The following is a 21,410-nucleotide window of genomic DNA, read 5'->3' on the forward strand; positions in this document are numbered from 1 at the left end:
GCCGCGAGCGTGCGTGTCTGTACGCCGACACGCCGTATAGCGCGTACAACTACGCACCCTCGCGGCCAAAGGTCAGTCGAACAAGACCGCCGCGTTGAGATATCCGGTCGGGTCGAAGGCTGCCTTGACCGCCCGCATCGCGGCGATGTCGGCCGGTTCTCGCGACATCCCGAGATAGGGCCGCTTGCGGCTGCCGACGCCGTGCTCGGAACTGACGTTGCCCCCGCACGCAGCGATGAGGTCCATCATCGGCCCGTACACCGCCCGCTCGCCGTCCGGCGTGCAGCGCAGCACGTTGAGGTGCAGGTTGCCCTCGCCGATGTGACCGAACAGCACCGGCACCGCCTCGGCGACGCGCGCGTGGATGAGCGCGACGGCGTCGCGGGCGAACCCGCTGATCGCCGACAGCGGCAGCGACACGTCGAACTTCAGCGGCGGCCCGTACACGCCGAGCACCTCGGCCAGGGACTCGCGAACGCGCCACAATCGTTGCTGCGCAGCCACATCCACGCCCACCGCGGGCTCCCGGCACAACCGCACACCGTCAAGTAGGTCGGCGAGCCGATCGGTCTGGTCGTGGTCGGCGGCAAGCTCGACCAACAGCAGCCAGTCAGCCGTCACCGGCGCACCCAGCCCGAGGTGCTCGGCCGTCAGCGCGGCGGCCCGGCCGTCGATCAACTCCAGCGCCGCGATCCCGTCCACGTCACGAAACGCCCGCCCGGCGTCGACCAGTGCCTCGAGGTCGGCGAACCCGCAGACCGCCGTCACCCGGTGCGACGGCGTCGGGTGCAGGCGCAGGTCCAGGGACGTGATGACACCGAGGGTGCCTTCGGCGCCGACGAACAGCGCCGGCAGGTCGTAGCCGGTGTTGTCGCGACGCACCATGCTGTGCCGGCGCAGCAGCGAACCGTCGGGCAGCGCGACCTCCAGGCCGACGACTTGCTCGCCCATGTTGCCGTAGCGAACCGTGCGCAGCCCGCCGGCGTTGGTCGAGGCCATGCCGCCGACCGTGGCGGTGTCGCGGGCGGCCAGGTCCACACCGAACACCAAACCCGCTGCGGCTACGGCCTTTTGGACCGCGGCCAGAGCAGCTCCGGAACCGACCTCGATGCGGCGCTCCACGGTGTCGACATCCCCGAGGGCGCACAGGCGTTCGGTGGACAGCAACACGTCGTCGTGTTCGGGGACGGTGCCGGCAACCAGCGAGGTGCGGCCGCCCTGCACGGTGACGTGCGCCCCGGCGTCGCGGCACAGTCGCAGCACCTCGGCGACCTGCTCGGCGGATCCCGGCCGCACCAGCGCGCTGGCCCGCCCGCGGTAGCGCCCGGTGTGGTCGACACTGCGACCGGCCAGCACGTCGGGATCGGTGAGCACGTGATTCGATCCGACAATACTTTTCAGGTCCTCCAGGCTGTCTGCCATGCTGGCGGTTATAGCACCGCTCAAGCGTGTCGAGCGAAGGGGATTGCTGCAATCCAGTGCGGACGCGAGGAGCGCCGATGTACGACCTTGAGGAAGTGATCAGGCAACGCCATTCGATCAGGATGTTTCTGCCCGATCGCCCTGTGCCACGGGAATTGGTTGACGAAGCGCTCGAACTGGCGATTTGCGCGCCGTCGAACTCGAACGTTCAACCGTGGCACGTGTTCTTCGCTTCCGGGGCGGCACGGGAGCGGCTGGTCGCAGCGCTGCTCGAGGCAGCCCTTTCCGGGCCGCCCAAGATCCCGCCGCTGCCGGCGGCGTTCGCCCACTATCGGAGTGAAACGGGCGCGGTGGTCTACGGCTCGATGGGCATCGCACGCGACGATCTGGCGGCCCGGCGCACTGCGGTGCTGCGCAACTGGGAGTTCTTCCGCGCTCCGTTGGCCGGCATCGTGTGCATGCATCACGAGCTGGGGTTGGTGGACAGCGTCGGCGTCGGGATGTTTCTACAGACCTTGGTGCTCGCGCTCACCGCTCGCGGGCTGGGCACCTGCGTTCAGGCGTCGATCATGGGCTATCCCGACGTCATCCGCGAGCAGCTGGGCGTCCCGGCGGAGTTCACGATTCTGTGCGGCCTGGCGGTCGGGTATGCCGACCCGGACTTCCGTGCGAACCACATCCGCGTCGGGCGACAGCCGATCGAACAGAACGCGGTGTTCTTGGACGACTAAGGCTTTCGGATGGCTCTTTAGAACTCCTTGTGCGGCACGTCGGTGACCAGGCCGCCGTCCATGACGAACTCGCTTCCCGTCGCGTACGACGACTCGTCGCTGGCCAGGAACAGCACGAACGTCGACACTTCCCGCGCCTCGCCCGGGCGGCCCATCGGGACCTTGACCATGTCTTCGGGCAGCTTGGCGGTCATCGGGGTGCGGATGAAGCCAGGGTGGACGGAGTTCACCCGGATGTTCAACGGCGCCAACTCCAGCGCGGCGGACTTGGCCAGGCCGCGCACCGCCCACTTCGACGCGACGTACGGGTGGACGGCCGGCGCGCCGCGCAGCCCCTCGATGGACGAGACGTTGATGATCGAGCCGCCCCCGGCCGCGATCATCGGCTCGACGGCCACCCGCATCCCGAGGAACGTGCCGGTCAGGTTGACGTCAATCACCTTCTGCCACTTGGCCAGATCGAAATTCTTCAGCTGCCCGAGTGCCACGATTCCGGCGTTGTTGACCAGCACGTCAAGCTTTCCGAATTCGGCTGTCGCCGTCGCGACGGCGGCGTCCCACTGGTCGGGCTGCGTGACGTCGAGGTGGACGTAGCGCACCGCGTCTCCGATTTCGTCCGCCAGCGCTTTGCCTTCGTCGTCGAGGATGTCGCCGATCACCACCTTGGCGCCCTCCTCGACGAGCAACCGCGCGTGTGAGGCGCCCATCCCCCGGGCACCGCCACTGATGAGTGCAACTTTGCCGTCTACCCGTCCCACCGAAGGGCCTCCTTTCGTTTAGGTGACTACCAGGTCGTTTGGCGCGTAAAGGCCCTTGCCGGTGACCAGCGGCAGGTCGAGCGTGGTCCGGATCCCGGGCGGCGCGGCGATCACCGCGGGGATGGCGTTGACGATGCGGCCCGCGGCGCCGACGATCGCGGCGTGATTGTGGTCGCCCTTGCGGCTGCTGGGAACGATGTCCACGGCGTAGGACGGTTCCCCGACGATCTCGATGCGGTACGAGCCGCCGCCGGCCGCCGGCTGCGGCCAGTCGGGCCGCAGATCGGGCCGCAGCCGGGTGATGTGCTCGATCACGATGGCGGGGCGGCCGTCGACCATGCCGCGGATCTCGAACTGCAGCGCGGCCGCGGTCCCCTTGGCCACGCGTCCGACCGCGATGTCGAAGTCCTCGGGCGCGGGCTCGCGCTGATATGAGTCGCTGATCTCGTCGATCTCGATGCCCAGGCCCGCCGCCAGCTGGCGGATCGCCGCTCCCCAGGCGATGCTGAGCACCCCGGGCTGCAGCAGCATCGGCACATCGTCCAGCGGCCGGCCGAATCCCATGTAGTGCATGACCTCTGGGCCGTCATAGCTCCCATAGTCGGCGATCTCCATGCAGCGCACCTGCTCGATGCGCTGGCAGGTCCCGGCGAGCGCGAACGGAAGGAGGTCGTTGATGAATCCGGGGTCGACACCGTTGATGAAGATGCTCGAATTGCCTTGTTGGGCGGCGCCTTCCACTCGGGCGATGTACTTGTCGGGCATGACGCCCCAGGGGTATTGCAGCAGCCCCGGCGAGGATCCGACGACGTTGAAGCCGGCGGCAAGGATCCGCATGACGTCGGCCATCGCCTCCGGTAGCCGGGTGTCGCCCATGGCGCAGTAGACGACGCACTCGGGCCCGGTGGCCAGCACGGCGTCCAGGTCGTCGACGGCGGCGATGCCGGTATCTAAGCCGGCCCCGCACAGCGTCCCGGCGTCCTTGCCCACCTTCTGCGGCGACGACACGCACAGCCCGGTCAGCTCGAACTGCGGATTGGTGACGAGCTCCGTGAGGGCCAGCCGTCCGACGTTTCCGGTACCGACGTGGGCGACGCGGATAGCCATGAGAGTCTCCGTCCCTCGAACGCTCAGAAACTTTTCTAGACAGTAGTCCACAATTTGTGAGACGCCTACCGCGCCCGGCGCACGCCCGGGGATGCAGAATGGAAACGCTCATGGCACAACGCGAGGACGTCCGATTCACCTCCGGCGGCGACCGGGTCAGCGCGTGGCTGTACCGGCCGTCAAACGGCGCGGGCGGCCCGGCCCCGCTGCTCGTGATGGCGCACGGCCTCGGGGCGGTGCGCACCATGCGGCTGGACGCCTACGCCGAACGTTTCAGCGCCGCCGGCTATGCCTGCCTGGTGTTCGACTATCGCAACTTCGGGGATAGCGAAGGCGAACCGCGGCAGCTGCTCGACATCGGCATGCAGCTCGCGGACTGGGCCGCGGCGGTGGCTTATGCGCACACCCTGGACGGCGTCGATCGCGATCGAATCGGGGTGTGGGGCACCTCCTTTGGCGGCGGGCATGTGATCGCCACGGCGGCCCGCGTGCCGGGCATCAGGGCCGCGGTGGCCCAGTGCCCGTTCACCGACGGCGTCGCTTCGGCGCGCACGCTCAGCCCGTTGATCTTCGCGCGCCTCGGTATGCTGGCGGCGCGCGATGTGGTCGCGGCGCGGTTGGGCAGAGCTCCGGTGACGGTGCCCGCGGCGGGTAACCCGGGCGAGGTCGCCTTGATGAACACGCCCGATGCGTATGCGGGCTATCTGCGGCTGGTGCCCGACGACCAAACGGTGCCCAACGAGGTCGCCGCCCGGCTGGCGTTGCGGATCGTCACCTACCGCCCGGGCCGGTTGACCGCGAAGATCGCCTGCCCAATCCTGTTCTGCATCTGCGAATCCGACTCGGTGGCTCCCGCGGTCCCCACCCTGCGCTATGCGGCCAAGGCTCCGCGGGGCGAAGTCAGAATGTACCCCGAGGGGCACTTCGACATCTATGTCGGCGACGCGTTCGAGCGCGTGGTCGCCGACCAGCTCGCCTTCCTGAACAGGCACCTCAAAGGTTGACCGCTTAACGGCGGACAAACTTGCCTAAAACCCCAGCCTTCCTGGCGGGACGGATCTACTCTCTGTCAATACCTAATACCCACGGTTGCGGATAAGTCCGGCTTTTGCAGGGCAGGGGTTCGTGGGGAAGGAGGGGGAGATGTCGTATTTAATAACCGCCCCTGAGGTGTTGACATCTACGGCCGCCGATGTGGAAAGCATCGGTTCGGCGATACGGGCGGCGAGTGCTGACGCGGCGGGCCCGACAACCGGTTTGCTGGCGGCGGCCGACGATGAGGTATCGGCGGCGATCGCCAAGTTATTCGCCGGCTACGGCCAGGAATACCAAGCGCTCGTCTCCCAAGCGGCGACTTTTCACGGCCAGTTCACCGCGGCCTTGATGGCCGCGGCCAACACCTACGCGCAGGCCGAGGCCGCAAACGCGGCGCTGGCGCAAACGCTGTTGGGGCCAGCGCCCGTCGCCGGCGGGTCGGGCTTCAGCGCACTGGCGACCACGCTCAGCTCCCCGTCCGGGGACCCGCTCTACGCGTTGATCATGGGCGGCACCAATAACCCGCAGCCCGACCCGATCTACCTGAACAGCGTCTACAACTCCTTCATCAAGCCCCTGTTCCCCACCGCCATCCCGCAGGCCCTGTTTACGTCCGAGCAGTTCTGGCCGGTGACACCCGGCCTCGGCAATATGACGTTCGGCCAGTCGGTCACCGCCGGCGTCGCCCGGCTGAACACCGCAATCAATTCGCTACTGTTCAACCAGCCGAACAATAGCGCCGTCGTTTTCGGCTATTCCCAGAGCGCCACGATCGCCACCAACGAAATCAACGCTCTGATGGCGGCGGGCTCCCCCTATCAGGGGCAGCTTTCCTTCATGTTGATCGGCGATCCCAATAACCCCGTCGGGGGCATCCTCGAACGTTTCCCCGGCTTCTACATCCCGTTGCTGGACACGGCATTCAACGGCGCGACCCCGCCGAACAGCCCCTACCCCACCACGATTTACACCGCCCAATACGACGGCATCGCCGACCTGCCGCAATACCCGCTCAATCTCGTCTCAGACCTCAATGCCCTCATGGGCTACTTCTTCGTGCACAACACGTATCCGCTGATGACGGCCACGCAGGTCGCCAACGCGGTGCCGTTGCCGACGTCCCCGGGCTACACCGGCGACACCCACTACTACATGCTCATGACCCAGAACCTGCCGCTGCTGCAGCCGATCCGCGCAATCCCCTTCGCCGGTCCCCCGATCGCCGACATCTTCCAGCCGGACCTGCGGGTGCTGGTCGACCTGGGCTACACCGGTTTCGGGCCCGGCGCCGACTATGCGAATATCCCCACCCCGGCCGGGCTGTTCGAGATACCCAACCCGCTGACGATCATCCCCGACCTGGCGCTGGGTACTGTGCAGGGCCCGTACGGCGCCGCGGTGGAAATCGGGGTGGAATCCGGATTGCTGTCGCCGTCCTACTTCCCCAACGCCTACCCATGGGTCCCCTCCATCAATCCCGGCCTGAACATCTCCCTGGGCCAGTCGAGCACCACGCTGCTCTCCCTGCTCAGTGGGACCGTCGGCAACGTACTGCACATCATTCCGCCGCCCGTCTTCCCCTGAGCCGCCGCTACAGGCCGAGCGGGGAATCCTGGCGGACCGATTCGTCGCGGATGAGGCCCCGCAGCAGCGCGGTGCTGAACTCGGCCGCGATTTCCTTGGCGGTGCGCCGCCCGTGCGGTCGCAGCCACCGGTAGCTGCCCAGCGTCATCCCGATGTAGCCCAGCGCCACCACATGCGAGTCGCATTCGAAGAACTCGCCGCTGGCGATCCCGCGGTCGATGAGCCCGTGCACGTGCTCGTAGACCTGGGCCTCCTTCTCGCGGACCTCGGCGACCTGGTCGGCGGTGAACCATTCGGTGATGTAGGGCTGCTCCTGGAAGTACACGGCTGCCCGCTCGGGGTTGGCCGCGATGCCGGTGAGCAGGCGGACCGTGTACTGGTAGAGGGCTTCGCGGGCGGTCCACGAGGGGTCGTCGTGCACGGCGGCCAGGGTGCCCTCGGCCGCCTGGCGGTAGATGTCGAACAAGATCAGCGACTTGCTGGCGTAGTAGTGGTAGACCGTGGCCTTGTTCAGCCCGATCACGTCGGCGACGTCGTCCATCCGGGTGCCGTGGTAGCCGCGGGCGGCGAACAGTTTGGTGGCAACGGCCAGCAACTCCTCGCGGCGCGTTAGCCCGTTCTCGGATGGCATCGGTACTCTCTATCGTCACGGCGCGCAGGGGCGGCGCGCCCCGCGGCAAGGCAAAGTATCAATCAACTGGTTGGACAGTTTAAGGCCACGGGCTCCTGTCGCGGCGCCGCCCATGGGACTAGACTTCTGAGTCGAACTGAGTCGCGAGTCGAGAGGTGGGGAAATGGATCCGAGTCCGGACTACGACATGAGCGACGAGATCGAGTTCTTCATGCGCTACGTGCCGTGGGGTCTGCGCGGCGTCGTCGACGGCAACGGCTACCCGCCGCCCCCCTACCCGCCCGTTTAAGAACCAACGTCGACCCGCCGACGCCGGTCAAAGCTATAGCGCCTTTAATTCCTCGGCGACCTCGGTCACCGACTTCTTCGCGTCCCCGAACAGCATCGTGGTGCCCTCGGCATAAAACAGCGGGTTGTCGATGCCGGCGAAGCCCGAGTTCATGGACCGCTTGAGCACGATCACCGACTTGGACTTGTCCACGTTGAGGATCGGCATGCCGTAGATCGGGCTGGACGCCTCATTGCGGGCCGCGGGGTTGGTGACGTCGTTGGCGCCGATGACGACGGTGACGTCGGTCCGGCCGAACTCGTCGTTGATGTCGTCCATGTCTTTCATGGCGTCGTAGTCGACCTCGGCCTCGGCCAGCAGCACGTTCATGTGGCCCGGCATCCGGCCGGCGACAGGGTGGATCGCGTATTTCACCGGCACGCCGCGCTCTTCGAGCAGGTTGGCCAGGTCCTTGACGGCGTGCTGGGCCTGCGCGACGGCCAAGCCGTAGCCCGGCACCACGATCACCTGGTTGGCGTAGGCCATCTGGATCGCCGCATCGGAGGCCGACGTTGACCTGACGTGCTTGTCGCCGCCGCCGTCGCCGGTCGGGGCCACGCCGCCGCCGCCGAAACCGCCCGCCACGATCGCGGGGATGGACCGGTTCATCGCCTTGGCCATCAGGTTGGTCAGGATGGAGCCGGACGCGCCGACGATCATGCCGGCGACGATCATCGCGGTGTTGTTCAGCGCCAAACCCGCCGCCGCCGCCGACAGCCCGGTCATGGCGTTCAGCAGCGAGATGACCACCGGCATGTCGGCGCCGCCGATGGGCAGCACCACCATCAGCCCGAGCACCCCGGCGGCCGCCAGCAGGCCGATCATCCACCACAGCGACACCCCGCCGCTGCCCGGATGCGCGTGCACGCCGATGACCACCGCGGCGGCGACGGCCGCGGCCAGCAGCAGCAGGTTGATCGGTTGCTGGGCCCTGCCGAAGCCGATGGGTGAGCCGGAGATGATCTCCTGCAGCTTGCCGAAGGCGATGATCGAGCCCCAAAACGAGATCGACCCGATGATCGCGGCGAACAACGACGCCACCACGATGTGCGCGGTCGGCGACTCGCCGTGCTGAAAGGCCGAAAAACCCGTCGTCTCAATGAATTCCGACAGCGCGATGAGCGCGACCGTGCCGCCGCCGACGCCGTTGAAGAACGCCACGAGCTGCGGCATGGCCGTCATCTTCGTCAACCGCGCCGGCGGGACGCCCAGCACCACACCCACCACCAGGCCGGCGATGATCAGCACCCATTGATCGGTGTGGCGGATCTTGATCAGCGTTGCGCCCACCGCGATGGCCATGCCCACCGCGGCGATCAGGTTTCCGCGCACCGCGGTCTTGGGCCCGGTCAGGCCCATCAAGCCGTAAATGAAGAGCGCGAACGCGATGATGTAGAGGACGGTGACCAGGTAGTTCATTTGGCCACTGACTCCTGGGTCGCTTCCGTCTTCTCGGCCTTCCCGGCTGCGACAGGCTTTTTGCCCTTGAACATGCCCAGCATCCGGTCGGTGACGATGAAACCGCCGATGACGTTCAGCGTGCCGAAAACCACCGCCACGAACAGGATGATCTGCACCGCGAGCGACGGGTGCTCGACCGCCCCGAACACCACCAGCGCGCCCAGCACCACGATGCCGTGGATGGCGTTGGTGCCCGACATCAGCGGGGTGTGCAGCGTGTTGGGCACCTTGGAGATGACCGCGAACCCGACGAACCCGGACAGCACCAGGATCGCCAGGTTTTGCAACAGCTCGTCGTACATCTAGGAGTCCTCTCCGATGGTCTGGCGCCGCTCCTCCGCATCGCTACGCACTGCGTCGTCGCCACCGCGCGGGCGGGTGACACAGGCCGCCGCGACCACCTCGTCGTCGAAGTCGGGGGCCAGCTTGCCGTCCTTGATCAACAGCTCCAGCAGCGCCGTGATGTTCTTGCTGTAGAGCTCGCTGGCGTGCTCGGGCATGGTCGCCGGCAGGTTCAGCGGGGCGGCGATGGTGACGTCGTGCTTGACCACCGTCTTGCCGGGCTCGGTCAGCTCGCAGTTGCCGCCGGTTTCCCCGGCCAGATCCACCACCACGCTGCCGGGCTTCATCGCCTCCACCGCCGCGGCGGTCACCAGCCGCGGCGCGGGCCGTCCGGGCACCAGCGCGGTGGTGATCACCACGTCGAACCCGCTGATCGCCTTTTCCAGGGCCTCCTGCTGCTGGGCGCGCTCCTCCTCGGTGAGCTCGCGGGCGTACCCGCCCTCACCGGACGCATCAATGCCGACGTCGAGCCACTGCGCCCCCACCGACCGCACCTGGTCGGCCACCTCCGGACGCACGTCGTACCCGGAGGTCCGCGCGCCCAGCCGTTTGGCGGTGGCCAGCGCCTGCAGCCCGGCCACCCCGACGCCGAGCACCAGCACGGAGGCCGGCTTCACGGTGCCCGCCGCCGTCGTCAGCATGGGGAAGAAGCGGGTCGACTCGGAGGCGGCCAGCAGCACCGCCTTATAGCCGGCCACGTTGCCCTGCGACGACAACGCGTCCATCGCCTGCGCCCGCGAGATGCGCGGGATGGCCTCGAGCGCGAACGCCTGCACCCCCGCCTCGGTGAGCGCACCGATCGAGTTGTCGGCGTTGCGCGGCGCCAGGAAGCCGATCAGGGTCTGCCCGCTGCGCAACCGGCGGACCTCGTCGGCGGTCGGCGGCGCGACCTTGACGACCACGTCGGCGGCCCAGGCGTCCCCGATCGTCGCCCCGGCCTGGCTATAGAGGTCGTCGGGAAGCAGCGCACCCTCGCCCGCACCCGACTCGACCACCACCGCCAGGCCGCTATTGACCAGCGACGCGACCGCCTTCGGCACCAGCGCGACGCGCCGTTCGTCGGTCCCGGACTCGGCGACTACGCCCACGGTCGTCTGCGGATCTGTCATGGCGCGTACATCTACTTTCCTTACTTCTACCGGCTTGCCGCAGACACCCTATCGGCCGCTACCAGAGCGGAATCTCTTGACCGTGCTCCGACGCCGGCCTGGGCCCGAAGTAGCGGCGCTCGGACTCGTCGATCGGCACGTCGTTGATGCTGGCCTCGCGGCGCGCCATCAACCCCGACGGGGTGAACTCCCACAGCTCGTTGCCGTAGCTGCGGTACCACTGGCCGGCGTGGTCGTGGCACTCGTACTGGAACCGCACGGCGATGCGGTTGTCGTGAAAGTCCCACATGCTCTTGCGCAGCGAATAGTCGAGCTCGCGTTCCCACTTGCGGGTCAGAAACGCGACGATCTCGTCGCGGCCGACGACGTGTTCGTCGCGGTTTCGCCACTGCGAATCGGGCGTGTAGGCGAGGCTGACGCGGTGGGGGTCGCGGGTGTTCCCGGCGTCCTCGGCGGCCTGGACCTTCTGCATGGCGGTGTCGAGCGTGAACGGCGGGAAGGGCGGGCGAGATTCGGTCACGACGTACATCGTGCGCGATGGGAATCGCGACACATAAACGTCTGTCACGACACGCCGCGGCCGCTCGCGACCTCTTATATCTGGCGGTATCCCCGAGCTTCGCGCCGGTGACCTGAAGCGACGCGTCAGAGCGCGTGAATTATCGTGACGGTCATGGACTTCGCGATGTCGGCCAAAGCGAGCGACTACCACAAGCGGCTGTCCGACTTCATGACCGAATACGTCTTCCCGGCCGAGGCCGAATACGACAAATACCGCCACGAAGCCGGCGCAGGCGACCACACCGTCCCGCCGGTGCTCGAGGACCTGAAAACCAAGGCCAAAGCGGCCGGCCTGTGGAACCTGTTCCTGCCGGCCGAGTCGGGGCTGAGCAACCTCGAGTACGCGCCGCTGGCCGAGATCACCGGCTGGAGCCTGGAGATCGCGCCCGAGGCGCTCAACTGCGCGGCGCCCGATACCGGCAACATGGAGACCCTGCACCTGTTCGCCACCGAGGAGCAGCGCAAGCGGTGGCTCGAGCCGTTGCTGAATGGCGAGATCCGCAGCGCCTTTTCGATGACCGAGCCCGCGGTCGCCAGCAGCGACGCCCGCAACATCGAAACCTCGATCGTGCGCGACGGCGCCGACTACGTGATCAACGGGCGCAAGTGGTGGACCTCGGGCGCGGCGGACCCGCGCTGCAAGATCCTGATCGTGATGGGCCGCACCAACCCCGAGGCGGCGAGCCACCAGCAGCAGTCGATGGTCCTGGTGCCGATCGACATCCCGGGCGTGACGGTGGTTCGCTCGACACCGGTGTTCGGCTGGCAGGACCAGCACGGGCACTGCGAGATCGTCTACGACAACGTCCGGGTGCCGGTCACCAACCTGCTCGGTGAGGAAGGCTCCGGCTTCGCGATCGCCCAGGCCCGGCTGGGGCCCGGGCGCATTCACCACTGCATGCGCGCGCTGGGCGGGGCCGAACGCGCGCTAGCCCTCATGGTTCACCGAGCCAACAACCGGGTGGCCTTCGGCCGCCCGCTGGCCGAACAAGGCGTGGTTCGGGAATCAATTGCCAAGTGCCGCAATGAGATCGACCAGGCCAGGCTGTTGTGCGAGAAGGCGGCATGGACGATCGACCAGCATGGCAACAAGGCCGCCCACCTGCTGGTCTCGCAGATCAAGGCGGTGGCCCCGCGGGTGGCCTGCGACGTCATCGACCGCGCCATCCAGGTGCACGGGGCGGCCGGCGTCAGCGACGACACCGTGCTGGCCCGGCTCTACGGATGGCACCGCGCGATGCGGATCTTCGACGGACCCGACGAGGTGCACATGCGGACCATCGCGCGCGCCGAGGTCGGTCGGGAGCAGTCCGCGCTCGCCGCGGCGGTTACCCAGCATGGCTGAGGCAGCCGTGCGGGAACTGCCGGGCGCGTGGAACTTTCGTGACGTCGCCGACGGCGCGACGGCCTTGCGGCCGGGACGGTTGTTCCGGTCCAGCGAGCTGAGCCGCCTCGACGACGACGGCCGGGCAACGCTGCGCCGGCTGGGCATCACCGATGTCGCCGACCTGCGCGCGTCCCGCGAGGTGGCCCGGCGCGGTCCCGGACTGGTGCCCGACGGCGTCGAGATCCACCTGCTGCCGTTTCCCGACTTGTCCGACCAGCAAGCCGAGGACGAGCAGGCCGGCGGTGCGGCGCCGCACGAAGAGGCGTTTCAGCGGCTGCTAAAGGGCGACGGTGGCGAATCCGACGGGTCGGGCGAGCCCGTCAACGAGGCCGCGGTCCGCTTCATGACCGACGAGTACCGCCAGTTCCCCACCCGCAACGGAGCGCAGCGCGCGCTGCGCCGCGTCGTCACGCTCCTGGCCGCCGGCCGCCCGGTGCTCACGCACTGCTTCGCGGGCAAGGACCGCACCGGCTTCGTCATCGCGACCGTCTTGGAGGCGGTCGGCATCGACCGCGACACGATCGTCGCCGACTTCTTGCGCAGCAACGACGCCGTGCCCGAACTACGTACCCACATCTACGAAATGATCCAGCAGCGCGGCGATACCGAGCTGACCCCGGAGGTGGTGACCTTCACCGAAGCCCGGCTGTCCGACGGGGTCCTCGGAGTCCGACCCGAGTATCTGGCCGCGGCCCGCCTAACGATCGACGAGGAATTCGGGTCGCTGGGCGGCTACCTCGACGACGCCGGCATCACCGAGGCCGACGTGGATCGCCTGCGCGACGCGCTCCTCGCCTGAAAACGGCATCCCCACTGGGGGCACCGCTCTACGCTGACTACGGCCACATCGTTGGCCGCGTCGGCCAGTCCGCGATTTAGACCGGGGACGCTCTTTCGTCACGGAGGAGGGGTCGATGACGTTCCTGATCACTGAGCCGGAGTCCATCGCGGCGGTTGCCGCGAACGTCGAACAGATTGGTTCGGCGATCAACGCGGCGAAGGCAGCCGCGGCGGGGCCGACATCCGGCTTCTTGGCGCCGGCCGCCGACGAGGTGTCGGCGGCCGTCACGAAGCTGTTCGGCCTCTGCGGCCAGGAGTATCAGGCCGCCGTCGCGCAGGCCACGCAATTTCACAGCCAATTCGTCCAAGCGCTCGCCGCCGCCGGCGGCGCGTATGCGGCGGCCGAGGCCGCGGCTTCGAACGCGCTCGGCGGCACCGGCGCGGCGGGGGCGGCCGTGAGCGCGACGTCGGCGCTGACGGACCCGGCCGTCGACGTTGCCATCGTCTTAGGCGGCAGCGGAAACCCGATACCGAGCCCGACATACATAAACGGCGTGCTCAAGTGGGCCACCCAGGGCGGCTTTACTTGGGGCAGCGTGGAGGCGCTCTTCACTCCCGAAGGCCTGTATCCGCTTACCGGTGTCAGAAGCTTGCCCCTCAACATTTCAGTGAGCCAGGGCGTAGAGATTCTCGATGCCGCGATCAAGCAGCAGATCGCGGCCGGCAACACCGTTCTCGTGCAGAGCTACTCGCAGAGCTCGATCATCGCCTCGATTGAGATGCAGCAGCTTCTGGCCAGCGCGACCCCGCCGCCGAGCAACCAGCTCTACTTCAATCTGTTGGCCGATCCGATGAATCCCAACGGCGGCCTCCTGGAACGCTTTGCGGGCCTTTTCCTCCCCAGCCTCGGCCTGGACTTCTACGGCGCGACGCCCGCGAACACGCCGTGGACGACCAACATCTTCTCGCTCGAATACGACGGCTTCGCCGACTTCCCGCAGTACCCGATCGACATCCTGTCGGACCTCAATGCGGTGGCGGGCATCGCCTTTGTGCACCCCACGTATCCGAAGATCGATCCAACGACGACCTCCTTTGTTCAATTGCCCGTCGAATCGACGTACACCGGCCACACCACCTACTTCATGGGGATGACACCGAATCTGCCGCTGTTGGACCCGCTGCGTTACGTACCGTTCGTGGGTACCCCGCTGGCCGATCTTCTCCAACCGGACCTGACCTATCTCGTCAACTGGGGCTACGGGAACCCGGCCTATGGCTATTCGACCGGGCCGGCCAATGTGCCCACCCCGTTCGGGCTGTTCCCGCCGCTGAGCGCAACAACCGTCCTGCCCGGCGACCTGGTCATCGGTGCACAGCAAGGAATCGCCTCCGCTGCAAGTGATTTCATGGCCGAGGGGGCGTCGGGCCTTTCGCTGCCGGACATTTCGCACTCCCTGTCGATTTCGTTGCCGTCGCCCACCACACTGCTGTCGCCGTCGTCGATCGGCGGCTTCGTCCAGTCGCTGGAAACGACCGACACCCATGTCGTCAACGCCATCAGTCAGGCGGCCGCCGACGGCTACTCCGTGCTGCTTCCGACCGCGGACATCCTCAATGCCACGGTGACCGCCATCCCGGTCTACGACTTCAACCTGTTCGTGAATGGGATAGCGCAAGCGGCGGGCGGTGACCCTGTTGGGCTCATCCACGCGATCGGCGATCCGCTCGCCGCGAGCGCGGGGCTGCTCACCGTCGCAGGTGGTGTCGAAGGATTGGTCCTCGCGGGAGCGGCGGCAGACACCATCAAAGCCTTCGTGTCCCTGATTCCCTGACGCTTAACCTCCAGCCGAAACGACCGGCATAGTGCGTTTTGTCATCCCCCGACGGCACCAGGGAAGACACGCAAAACCGATAGCGCAAAAAGCCACGCACGCTGGGGCGATCGCTCTAAGCTACTCGTGCCGGTTTCAGCGATGCGCCAGGTCAACGGGCTTGTCAGCCTCGTCGGTTCCGCCACCAGAGCCCCTGTGTCCGGAAGGGAAAAGCCGATGACGACCCTGATCACGCAGCCCCAGATTTTGGCGACGGCCGCACAGGATGCTTCTGCAATCAGTTCGGCGATCGACGAGGCCCGGGCGGCCGCGGCCGGCCCGACGACCACTCTGGCGGCGGCCGCCGAAGACGAGGTGTCGGCCATCACCGCCCAGTTCTTCGGCACATTCGGTCAGGAATATCAGGCGCTCCTCACCCAGGCGACCGCATTCCACAACGAGTTCGCTGCGACGCTGGCCGCCGCCGGAAACACGTACGCGCAAGCCGAAGCTCAGATCGCCGCCTCGCTCGGCCTCAGCGGCGGCGCCTCGGCCGCCCCCGTGTTCGGCTTCAGCCCGCCGGCAGACCCACAGGTCAGCCAGATCCTGGTCATGGGCGCAAGCGGCTTTCCCAACCCGACACCGAGCTACATTGCGGCCGTGCGCGCACTGTACTTGGGCAGGTACACCCCCAACAACACACCCTTGACACCGTTCATCAATGCCGTGACCACCGCGGAGGGCTTGTATCCCTTCACCGGCACCAAAGACCTCACGCTGGACATCTCGCTGGCCCGCGGCGTCACCTCGCTTGAAACCGCGATCTCCCAATCCTTCGCCGCCGGCGCCTCGTCCCTGGGCGTGTTCGGCTACTCGCAGAGCGCGATCATCGCATCGGTAGCGATGCCGCAGCTCCATAACGCCGGCTATACCGCCAACCAACTCTTCTTCACCCTGATCGGCGATCCAAGCAATCCCAACGGCGGCCTGTTCGCCCGCTTCCCCGGTTTGAGCCTGCCGAGCCTAGGGGTCACATTCGGCACGTCGACGCCAAGCGATCTCTTCCACACCACGATCTACACGCTCGAGTACGACGGCTTCGCCGACTTCCCGCAGTATCCCATCGATTTCCTCTCCGACCTCAATGCCCTTGCCGGCATCGTCTTCGTGCACGGCACCTATCCCGAGCTCACGCCAACACAAGTTGGACAGGGTTTCTTGTTGCCCGGATCAGAAAGCCTCGGCACCAGCGGCAGCCTGACCGACTACTACATGATTCCCACGGCAAACCTGCCCCTGCTGGAGCCGCTGCGTGCCCTCCCGTTGATCGGAAACCCGCTTGCCGACCTGGTGCAACCGGACCTGCGGTATCTGGTCAACTGGGGCTATGGCGACCCGAACTTCGGGTTCTCGACGGGACCGGCGAACATTCAAACGCCGTTCGGGTTCTTGCCGCCGCTCAGCGCCACCACAGCCCTGGGGCCCCTTCTGGTCAGCGGCACCCAGCAGGGGATCGGCGCCTTCGCCGGCGACCTGTCTGCCATGGTGCCAACCTCACCGCCGTCCCTTTCGCTGTCGAGCCTGACGAGCCTGCTTCCGGGCTCTGGATCAACCGGCGGTGCCCCACTGACCCTGCCTACCCTGACGTCCATTCCGTCGATCAACGACATCATCGCGGGCATCCAGTCGGCCAACACGAATATCGTCGGCACCTTGACCACCGACTTCTCCACGGCATACTCGACGCTGCTTCCGACGGCGGACATCGGGACGGCCCTCGTCGTGTCCATTCCGTCTTACGACGTCAACCTGTTCCTGAACGGCATCTCGGAAGCGGTCAGCGGCAACCCGATTCAGGGTCTGATGGATGCTTTCGGCGATCCGATCGCGGCGAACGTCGGATTGACCACGCTCGCGGGCGGGTTCGAATTCCTCTCCATCGAGAACTCGCTCGACACGATCTTGACCGGCCACCCCAACCCTGGAATCGACTGAGAACCGAGCCTAGGGTTCGAGCACGACCTTTCCGAGCACACCGCCGTCGGCCAAAGTCTGCAACGCGGTCTGGCCCTCTGAGAGCGGAAAGCGTTGCGGCGGAGGCGGTTTGAGCCCCAGGAAAACCAGCTGGCTCAGCCCCCACGCGAACAGGGCAGCCGAGCCGGGAACCTTGTTCAGATACTCGCCCCAGGCCACGCCGACCACGCTGACGTTGCGCAGCAGCAGGCGGTTGACCTTGACGGTCGGAATGCCGCCCGCGGCGAAGCCGATCACCAGCAGCTTGCCGTCGATCGCCAGCACCCTGATCGCGTCGTCGAAGGCAGGGCCCCCGATGGGATCGACGACGATGTCCACGCCGCGCCCGTCGGTGTAGTCCCGCACCTGGTCGGCCCAGCCGTCGGCGAGTGGCAACACCAGGTCGGCGCCGAGCGCGGCGACGTAGTCGGCCGCGGCCTCCCGGTGTACGACGCCGACCACCTTTTTCGCACCCATCGCCTTGGCGACCTGGATCGCCGCCGTGCCCACCCCGCCGGCGGAACCCAGCACCAGTACCGTGTCGCCCGGCCGCATCGCGGCGCGGCGCGCCAGCGCGAAATACATGGTGTTGTAGTTGACCAATAGCGAAACCGCTTCGGCATCGTCGAGTTCCGCGGGGCTGCGCATCACGTTGGGCACCGGAACGGCCACCTGCTCGGCATAGGCGCCCAAAATTCCGAACGCCGAAACCCGTTCGCCGACGCGGAAACCCGACCCCGCCGGGGCCGAGCGCACCACCCCCGCGGCCTCCATGCCGGGCACGAACGGTGGGGGCAGCTTCAGCTGGTACTCGCCCTTGGCCAGCAGCAGGTCCGGAAAGCAGACGCCGGCGGCCCGCACGTCGATCACGACGTGGTTGTCGTCGCCGCCGACGTCGTCGATGTCGGTGTACACGAGGCCGTCCGGACCGGACAGCCTTTTCACCACACAGGCTTTCATTGCCGTTACAGCTTGAAGCCGGCCTTTTGCGCTGCGGAGAGGTCGGTTATCTCCGACCAGTGGTCGGCGACGTCCTGCACCGACGGCGGCTGGTCGAAGTTGACGCCCTGATTCTCGAACAGGGCGACGCGCTGGACCTTGCCACCGCCGACCACGAAAATCGAACCGTTGTCCGCGTTTTCCTCGGTGCACAGATAGGCGACCACAGGCGCGACGAACTCCGGCGTCAGCTTCTCCAGCACCTCGGGCGGCAGGATGTCCTGGGTCATCCGGGTCGCCGCGATCGGGGCGAGGGCGTTGGCGTGGATGTTGTACTTGGCCCCCTCGAGCGCCAGCGTGTTGATCATGCCGACGAGTCCGAGCTTGGCCGCGCCGTAGTTGGTCTGGCCGAAGTTGCCGAACAGCCCGCTGGTGGAGGTGGCGACGACGACCCGGCCGTAGCTTTGCTCACGGAAATGCGGCCACGCGGCGCGGATGACGTTGTACCCGCCGTACAGGTGCACCTTGAGCACGGCATCCCAGTTCTCGAACGACATCTTGTGGAAGGTGCCGTCCCGCAGGATCCCGGCGTTGCTGACCACGCCGTGCACGGCGCCGAACTCGTCGAGCGCGGTCTTGATGATGTTCTCGGCGCCCTCGGGCTCGGCGACGCTGTCGTAGTTGGCGGCCGCGCGACCACCGGCCTCCTTGATCTCGTTGACGACGTGGTCGGCCATGTTGTGACCGGCGCCGGTGCCGTCGCGGGATCCGCCGAGGTCGTTGACGACGACGCTCGCACCCTCCCGGGCGAGGGTCAGGGCGTATTCACGGCCCAGTCCACCACCCGCTCCGGTGACGACGATGACGCGATCCTGCACTCCGGGCATCAGCTTCCTCTCTACGGTGAAAGATAGTTCCTAGCAGGTGATTTGGCGTAGCGGTATCAGAACATTCGGCGCGCCATCTTGAAGGCGCGGTTGGTGTACGGCGGGTAGATGAAACTGGACAGGTCGGGCCGCGTCGGTTTGGTCAGCACCGACTTGCGGTGGCTGAACTCCTCGAATCCGTATTTGCCGTGGTAGGCGCCCATACCCGACGCGCCGACACCGCCGAACGGCAGCTTGGCCGTGGACACCTGGAAGGCGATGTGGTTGACCAGCATGCCGCCGGCCGACACCTCCTTGATCACCCGCTCGCGGGTTTCGCGAGCCTTGGTAAACAGGTACGCAGCCAACGGCTTTGCCCGCGAATTGACGAAACGTATTGCGTCGTCCAGGGATTGGACGGTGACCACCGGCAGCACCGGCCCGAAGATCTCATTCTGCATCAGCGGCCCGTCCGGGTCCGGGTCGACGACCACGGCGGGCTTGATGCGCAGGGTCGAGGCGTCACAGTCGCCGCCGACGGTGACCTTGCCGTCCCCGCTGGAGAGGTAGCCGCTGATGCGGTCGAACTGCCGCTGGTTGACGATCCGCACGCCGTTCGGCTTGTCGGAGGTGAACTTCATGATGGCAGCGCCGATCTTGCTCACCAGCTCATCGCGAATCCTCGCGTCCGCCAAAACGTAATCGGGTGCGACGCATGTCTGCCCGGCGTTCAGCAGTTTCATCCAGGCGATCCGCTTGGCCGCCACGTCGACGTCGGCGTCGGCCGCCACGATCACCGGGCTCTTGCCGCCGAGCTCCAGCGTGCACGGGGTCAGGTGCGGCGCCGCGCCTTCGTAGACCTTGCGTCCGATCTCGGTGCCGCCGGTGAACAGCACCCGATCCATGCCCTGCGCGATGAGCTCCTGGCTGGTTGCGCCGTCGCCCTCGACCACGGCGATGGCGTCGTTGTCGAGGTAGCGCGGCACCAGCTCGGCCATCAAGTGCGCGGACGCCGCCGCGATCTCCGAGGGCTTGAGGATGACGGCGTTTCCCGCGGCGATCGCCCCGACCGCCGGGCCCAAGGTCAGGTAGAACGGGTAGTTCCAGGCGCCGATGATCAGCACGGTGCCGTAGGGCTCGTACTCGATCCAGCCGCGGCCTGGCAGCTGCGGCACCTCCAGCAATTGGTACCTGCGGCGCGTCCACCGGCGCACCCGCTTGGCGGCGTACTTCGCCTCACCGGCGGTGGTGGCGATGTCAGCGATGTAGGCCTCGAACTTGCTGCGGTCCAGATCCTCGGCCAGCGCGGCGGCGATCGCGTCCTCGTTCTCCTCCATCAGCTTCGCCAATTGCAGCAACTGCTGTTTGCGCCACTCGATGTCGCGGGTGCGGCCGCCGGCGAAGGTCTTGCGGAGCCGATCCACCGTCGCGGGGATGTCGACCGCGGCCGTCTTGGACGGGGTCCCATTCGCGGATTCGGATGTCGTCGGTGCAACCGATTCGGTGGTCATCATTGTCCCTTCCCTTGTGCACCTTCCATGAGCTTGCCCACCGCTACGGTCGCGGGCATTCATGGGTGATAACCGCGATCCTAACCATCCGGTTGGGTGAGCAGTAAGGAAGATCCTGGTCGAGAAGGGATCGGCTCAGGGTTTGATGGCCGTCACAAAGCTGTTCGTGAACGGCCGGTCCTCGGATTGCGGGGCGCGGCCTAGCCGCAGGGCCTCGTCGCGCGCATTGACCGTGCGCGTCGTCCACCCGTGCGCGCCGAACCAGTCGGCGGCTTCGGGGCGGCCCTCGTCGTCGAACCACAGATCGAACGGGTTGAACGAGGTGTCTTGGCCGCGCGCCTCGCGCTTGGCCCGCAGCTCTTGCCACTTCTGCTCAGCCTCGCGGCGCTTGGCTTGGTCGACCCCGAACATTTCGACGGCCACCCGGCTGCCCGATCCGCTCAGCTTGTCGATCGAGGCGAACATGGCCTCCTGCGCGGCCGCCGGCAGGAACGGCAACAGCCCTTCGGCAAGCCACGCGGTGGGACGGGCGGCGTCGAACCCGGCGTCGCGCAGCGCCCGGGGCCAGTCGTGGCGCAGGTCGACCGGCACCGGTCGCCGGTCGGCGACAGGGGTAGCGCCGTGGCCGGCGAGCGTCTCGGCCTTGTACTGAAGCACCTTGGGCAGGTCGATCTCGTAGACGACGGTGCCGGCCGGCCAGTCCAGCCGGTAGGCACGCGAATCCAGGCCGGCGGCCAGAATCACCACCTGCCGGACGCCCGACTCGGTGGCCTCGGCGAAGTACGCGTCAAAGAAGTGGGTGCGCACCGCCTGGTAATTGATCATGTGCTGGGAGTCGACGGTGAAATCCGCGTCATCATCTTCATCGGGACCGGCCCACCACGCCGCCACCTGCTCCCGAACCCCCTCGAGTTCGGGAGTAGATACCAGCACCTGGGCGAACTGGTCGCGGATCAGCGGATCGGCGCCGGCCGTCTCGGCGGCACGGGCGAGCGCGACCATCACCGCAGTGGCGCCGACGCTGGTGGCGA

Annotated in this window: 20 protein-coding genes; 8 read left to right on the forward strand and 12 right to left on the reverse strand. The window is 67.1% G+C overall.

The window, feature by feature from the left end; all coding sequences use genetic code 11:
- Nucleotides 1–72: 72 nt before the first annotated feature.
- Nucleotides 73–1,422 carry an FAD-binding oxidoreductase gene (locus A5764_RS17130; RefSeq protein WP_067114703.1) on the reverse strand — a complete coding sequence of 450 codons (1,350 nt, stop codon included), beginning with the start codon at nucleotides 1,420–1,422 and terminating at the stop codon, nucleotides 73–75.
- 77 nt (nucleotides 1,423–1,499) lie between these two features.
- Here A5764_RS17130 and A5764_RS17135 point away from each other — a divergent pair, with 77 nt between their 5' ends.
- Nucleotides 1,500–2,153 carry a nitroreductase gene (locus tag A5764_RS17135; RefSeq protein WP_067114704.1) on the forward strand — a complete coding sequence of 218 codons (654 nt, stop codon included), beginning with the start codon at nucleotides 1,500–1,502 and terminating at the stop codon, nucleotides 2,151–2,153.
- A 17-nt stretch (nucleotides 2,154–2,170) separates the two neighbouring features.
- Here A5764_RS17135 and A5764_RS17140 read toward each other — a convergent pair whose 3' ends face one another.
- Both A5764_RS17140 and A5764_RS17145 read right to left on the reverse strand, forming a co-directional pair.
- Nucleotides 2,171–2,911 carry a glucose 1-dehydrogenase gene (locus tag A5764_RS17140; RefSeq protein ID WP_067114705.1) on the reverse strand — a complete coding sequence of 247 codons (741 nt, stop codon included), beginning with the start codon at nucleotides 2,909–2,911 and terminating at the stop codon, nucleotides 2,171–2,173.
- An 18-nt stretch (nucleotides 2,912–2,929) separates the two neighbouring features.
- Nucleotides 2,930–4,018 carry a diacylglycerol kinase gene (locus tag A5764_RS17145; RefSeq protein ID WP_067114706.1) on the reverse strand — a complete coding sequence of 363 codons (1,089 nt, stop codon included), beginning with the start codon at nucleotides 4,016–4,018 and terminating at the stop codon, nucleotides 2,930–2,932.
- A gap of 110 nt (nucleotides 4,019–4,128) precedes the next feature.
- On the opposite strand from A5764_RS17145, the gene A5764_RS17150 reads away from it, so the two are divergent.
- The gene (locus A5764_RS17150; RefSeq protein ID WP_067114850.1) at nucleotides 4,129–5,022 is read left to right on the forward strand and encodes an alpha/beta hydrolase; all 894 of its coding nucleotides are present in this window, start codon (nucleotides 4,129–4,131) and stop codon (nucleotides 5,020–5,022) included.
- Between the two features lie 139 nt (nucleotides 5,023–5,161).
- Nucleotides 5,162–6,637: a PE-PPE domain-containing protein gene (locus tag A5764_RS17155; protein WP_067114707.1), complete on the forward strand. Its 1,476-nt coding sequence runs from the start codon at nucleotides 5,162–5,164 to the stop codon at nucleotides 6,635–6,637.
- Nucleotides 6,638–6,644: 7 nt separating this feature from the next.
- Here A5764_RS17155 and A5764_RS17160 read toward each other — a convergent pair whose 3' ends face one another.
- Complete coding sequence (locus tag A5764_RS17160; protein ID WP_067114708.1) at nucleotides 6,645–7,268, reverse strand: TetR/AcrR family transcriptional regulator; 624 nt, start codon at nucleotides 7,266–7,268, stop codon at nucleotides 6,645–6,647.
- A 163-nt stretch (nucleotides 7,269–7,431) separates the two neighbouring features.
- On the opposite strand from A5764_RS17160, the gene A5764_RS28445 reads away from it, so the two are divergent.
- Nucleotides 7,432–7,557: a hypothetical protein gene (locus A5764_RS28445; RefSeq protein ID WP_142281383.1), complete on the forward strand. Its 126-nt coding sequence runs from the start codon at nucleotides 7,432–7,434 to the stop codon at nucleotides 7,555–7,557.
- A 33-nt stretch (nucleotides 7,558–7,590) separates the two neighbouring features.
- Here the strand turns inward: A5764_RS28445 and A5764_RS17165 are convergent, their stop codons facing one another.
- From A5764_RS17165 to A5764_RS17180, 4 genes are read right to left on the reverse strand one after another with little or no spacing between them, the layout of a single operon-like run.
- A complete protein-coding gene (locus tag A5764_RS17165; protein WP_067114709.1) occupies nucleotides 7,591–9,015 on the reverse strand; it encodes an NAD(P)(+) transhydrogenase (Re/Si-specific) subunit beta in 1,425 nt (474 codons plus the stop codon).
- Complete coding sequence (locus A5764_RS17170; RefSeq protein WP_067114710.1) at nucleotides 9,012–9,359, reverse strand: NAD(P) transhydrogenase subunit alpha; 348 nt, start codon at nucleotides 9,357–9,359, stop codon at nucleotides 9,012–9,014. The genes A5764_RS17165 and A5764_RS17170 overlap by 4 nt, the downstream gene beginning before the upstream one ends.
- Nucleotides 9,360–10,508: a Re/Si-specific NAD(P)(+) transhydrogenase subunit alpha gene (locus A5764_RS17175; protein ID WP_067114711.1), complete on the reverse strand. Its 1,149-nt coding sequence runs from the start codon at nucleotides 10,506–10,508 to the stop codon at nucleotides 9,360–9,362.
- 58 nt (nucleotides 10,509–10,566) lie between these two features.
- Nucleotides 10,567–11,028 (reverse strand): nuclear transport factor 2 family protein, encoded by a 462-nt coding sequence (locus A5764_RS17180; protein ID WP_067114852.1) that lies wholly within the window; start codon nucleotides 11,026–11,028, stop codon nucleotides 10,567–10,569.
- 165 nt (nucleotides 11,029–11,193) lie between these two features.
- Here A5764_RS17180 and A5764_RS17185 point away from each other — a divergent pair, with 165 nt between their 5' ends.
- From A5764_RS17185 to A5764_RS17200, 4 genes are all read left to right on the forward strand, one after another.
- The gene (locus A5764_RS17185; protein WP_067114854.1) at nucleotides 11,194–12,414 is read left to right on the forward strand and encodes an acyl-CoA dehydrogenase family protein; all 1,221 of its coding nucleotides are present in this window, start codon (nucleotides 11,194–11,196) and stop codon (nucleotides 12,412–12,414) included.
- Complete coding sequence (locus tag A5764_RS17190) at nucleotides 12,407–13,255, forward strand: tyrosine-protein phosphatase (protein WP_067114712.1); 849 nt, start codon at nucleotides 12,407–12,409, stop codon at nucleotides 13,253–13,255. Before A5764_RS17185 ends, A5764_RS17190 begins: the two co-directional genes overlap by 8 nt.
- A 115-nt stretch (nucleotides 13,256–13,370) precedes the next feature.
- Complete coding sequence (locus tag A5764_RS17195; RefSeq protein WP_067114713.1) at nucleotides 13,371–15,071, forward strand: PE-PPE domain-containing protein; 1,701 nt, start codon at nucleotides 13,371–13,373, stop codon at nucleotides 15,069–15,071.
- A gap of 216 nt (nucleotides 15,072–15,287) precedes the next feature.
- Entirely contained in the window at nucleotides 15,288–17,045 is a 1,758-nt protein-coding gene (locus A5764_RS17200) for a PE-PPE domain-containing protein (RefSeq protein ID WP_067114856.1), read from the forward strand.
- A gap of 9 nt (nucleotides 17,046–17,054) precedes the next feature.
- On the opposite strand, the gene A5764_RS17205 is transcribed toward A5764_RS17200, so the two are convergent.
- The 4 genes from A5764_RS17205 to A5764_RS17220 form a co-directional block, all read right to left on the reverse strand.
- Nucleotides 17,055–18,023, reverse strand: coding sequence for an NADPH:quinone oxidoreductase family protein (locus A5764_RS17205; RefSeq protein WP_067114714.1), 969 nt, complete (start codon nucleotides 18,021–18,023; stop codon nucleotides 17,055–17,057).
- Nucleotides 18,024–18,028: 5 nt separating this feature from the next.
- Nucleotides 18,029–18,889 (reverse strand): SDR family oxidoreductase, encoded by an 861-nt coding sequence (locus tag A5764_RS17210; RefSeq protein ID WP_067114715.1) that lies wholly within the window; start codon nucleotides 18,887–18,889, stop codon nucleotides 18,029–18,031.
- 56 nt (nucleotides 18,890–18,945) lie between these two features.
- Nucleotides 18,946–20,382: an aldehyde dehydrogenase family protein gene (locus tag A5764_RS17215; protein WP_067114716.1), complete on the reverse strand. Its 1,437-nt coding sequence runs from the start codon at nucleotides 20,380–20,382 to the stop codon at nucleotides 18,946–18,948.
- 132 nt (nucleotides 20,383–20,514) lie between these two features.
- Nucleotides 20,515–21,381: an SAM-dependent methyltransferase gene (locus tag A5764_RS17220; RefSeq protein ID WP_082951765.1), complete on the reverse strand. Its 867-nt coding sequence runs from the start codon at nucleotides 21,379–21,381 to the stop codon at nucleotides 20,515–20,517.
- Nucleotides 21,382–21,410 lie beyond the last annotated feature (29 nt).

The organism is Mycobacterium sp. 852002-51057_SCH5723018 (genome assembly GCF_001667035.1).
GTDB lineage: Bacteria > Actinomycetota > Actinomycetes > Mycobacteriales > Mycobacteriaceae > Mycobacterium.

Coding starts and splice junctions, on each gene's coding strand:
- A5764_RS17130 (WP_067114703.1), bottom strand. CDS start 1,422: ATGGCAGACAGCCTGGAGGACCTGAAAAGTATTGTCGGATCGAATCAC.
- A5764_RS17135 (WP_067114704.1), top strand. CDS start 1,500: ATGTACGACCTTGAGGAAGTGATCAGGCAACGCCATTCGATCAGGATG.
- A5764_RS17145 (WP_067114706.1), bottom strand. CDS start 4,018: ATGGCTATCCGCGTCGCCCACGTCGGTACCGGAAACGTCGGACGGCTG.
- A5764_RS17150 (WP_067114850.1), top strand. CDS start 4,129: ATGGCACAACGCGAGGACGTCCGATTCACCTCCGGCGGCGACCGGGTC.
- A5764_RS17155 (WP_067114707.1), top strand. CDS start 5,162: ATGTCGTATTTAATAACCGCCCCTGAGGTGTTGACATCTACGGCCGCC.
- A5764_RS17160 (WP_067114708.1), bottom strand. CDS start 7,268: ATGCCATCCGAGAACGGGCTAACGCGCCGCGAGGAGTTGCTGGCCGTT.
- A5764_RS28445 (WP_142281383.1), top strand. CDS start 7,432: ATGGATCCGAGTCCGGACTACGACATGAGCGACGAGATCGAGTTCTTC.
- A5764_RS17165 (WP_067114709.1), bottom strand. CDS start 9,015: ATGAACTACCTGGTCACCGTCCTCTACATCATCGCGTTCGCGCTCTTC.
- A5764_RS17170 (WP_067114710.1), bottom strand. CDS start 9,359: ATGTACGACGAGCTGTTGCAAAACCTGGCGATCCTGGTGCTGTCCGGG.
- A5764_RS17175 (WP_067114711.1), bottom strand. CDS start 10,508: ATGACAGATCCGCAGACGACCGTGGGCGTAGTCGCCGAGTCCGGGACC.
- A5764_RS17185 (WP_067114854.1), top strand. CDS start 11,194: ATGTCGGCCAAAGCGAGCGACTACCACAAGCGGCTGTCCGACTTCATG.
- A5764_RS17190 (WP_067114712.1), top strand. CDS start 12,407: ATGGCTGAGGCAGCCGTGCGGGAACTGCCGGGCGCGTGGAACTTTCGT.
- A5764_RS17195 (WP_067114713.1), top strand. CDS start 13,371: ATGACGTTCCTGATCACTGAGCCGGAGTCCATCGCGGCGGTTGCCGCG.
- A5764_RS17200 (WP_067114856.1), top strand. CDS start 15,288: ATGACGACCCTGATCACGCAGCCCCAGATTTTGGCGACGGCCGCACAG.
- A5764_RS17205 (WP_067114714.1), bottom strand. CDS start 18,023: ATGAAAGCCTGTGTGGTGAAAAGGCTGTCCGGTCCGGACGGCCTCGTG.
- A5764_RS17210 (WP_067114715.1), bottom strand. CDS start 18,889: ATGCCCGGAGTGCAGGATCGCGTCATCGTCGTCACCGGAGCGGGTGGT.
- A5764_RS17215 (WP_067114716.1), bottom strand. CDS start 20,382: ATGATGACCACCGAATCGGTTGCACCGACGACATCCGAATCCGCGAAT.
- A5764_RS17220 (WP_082951765.1), bottom strand. CDS start 21,381: ATGGTCGCGCTCGCCCGTGCCGCCGAGACGGCCGGCGCCGATCCGCTG.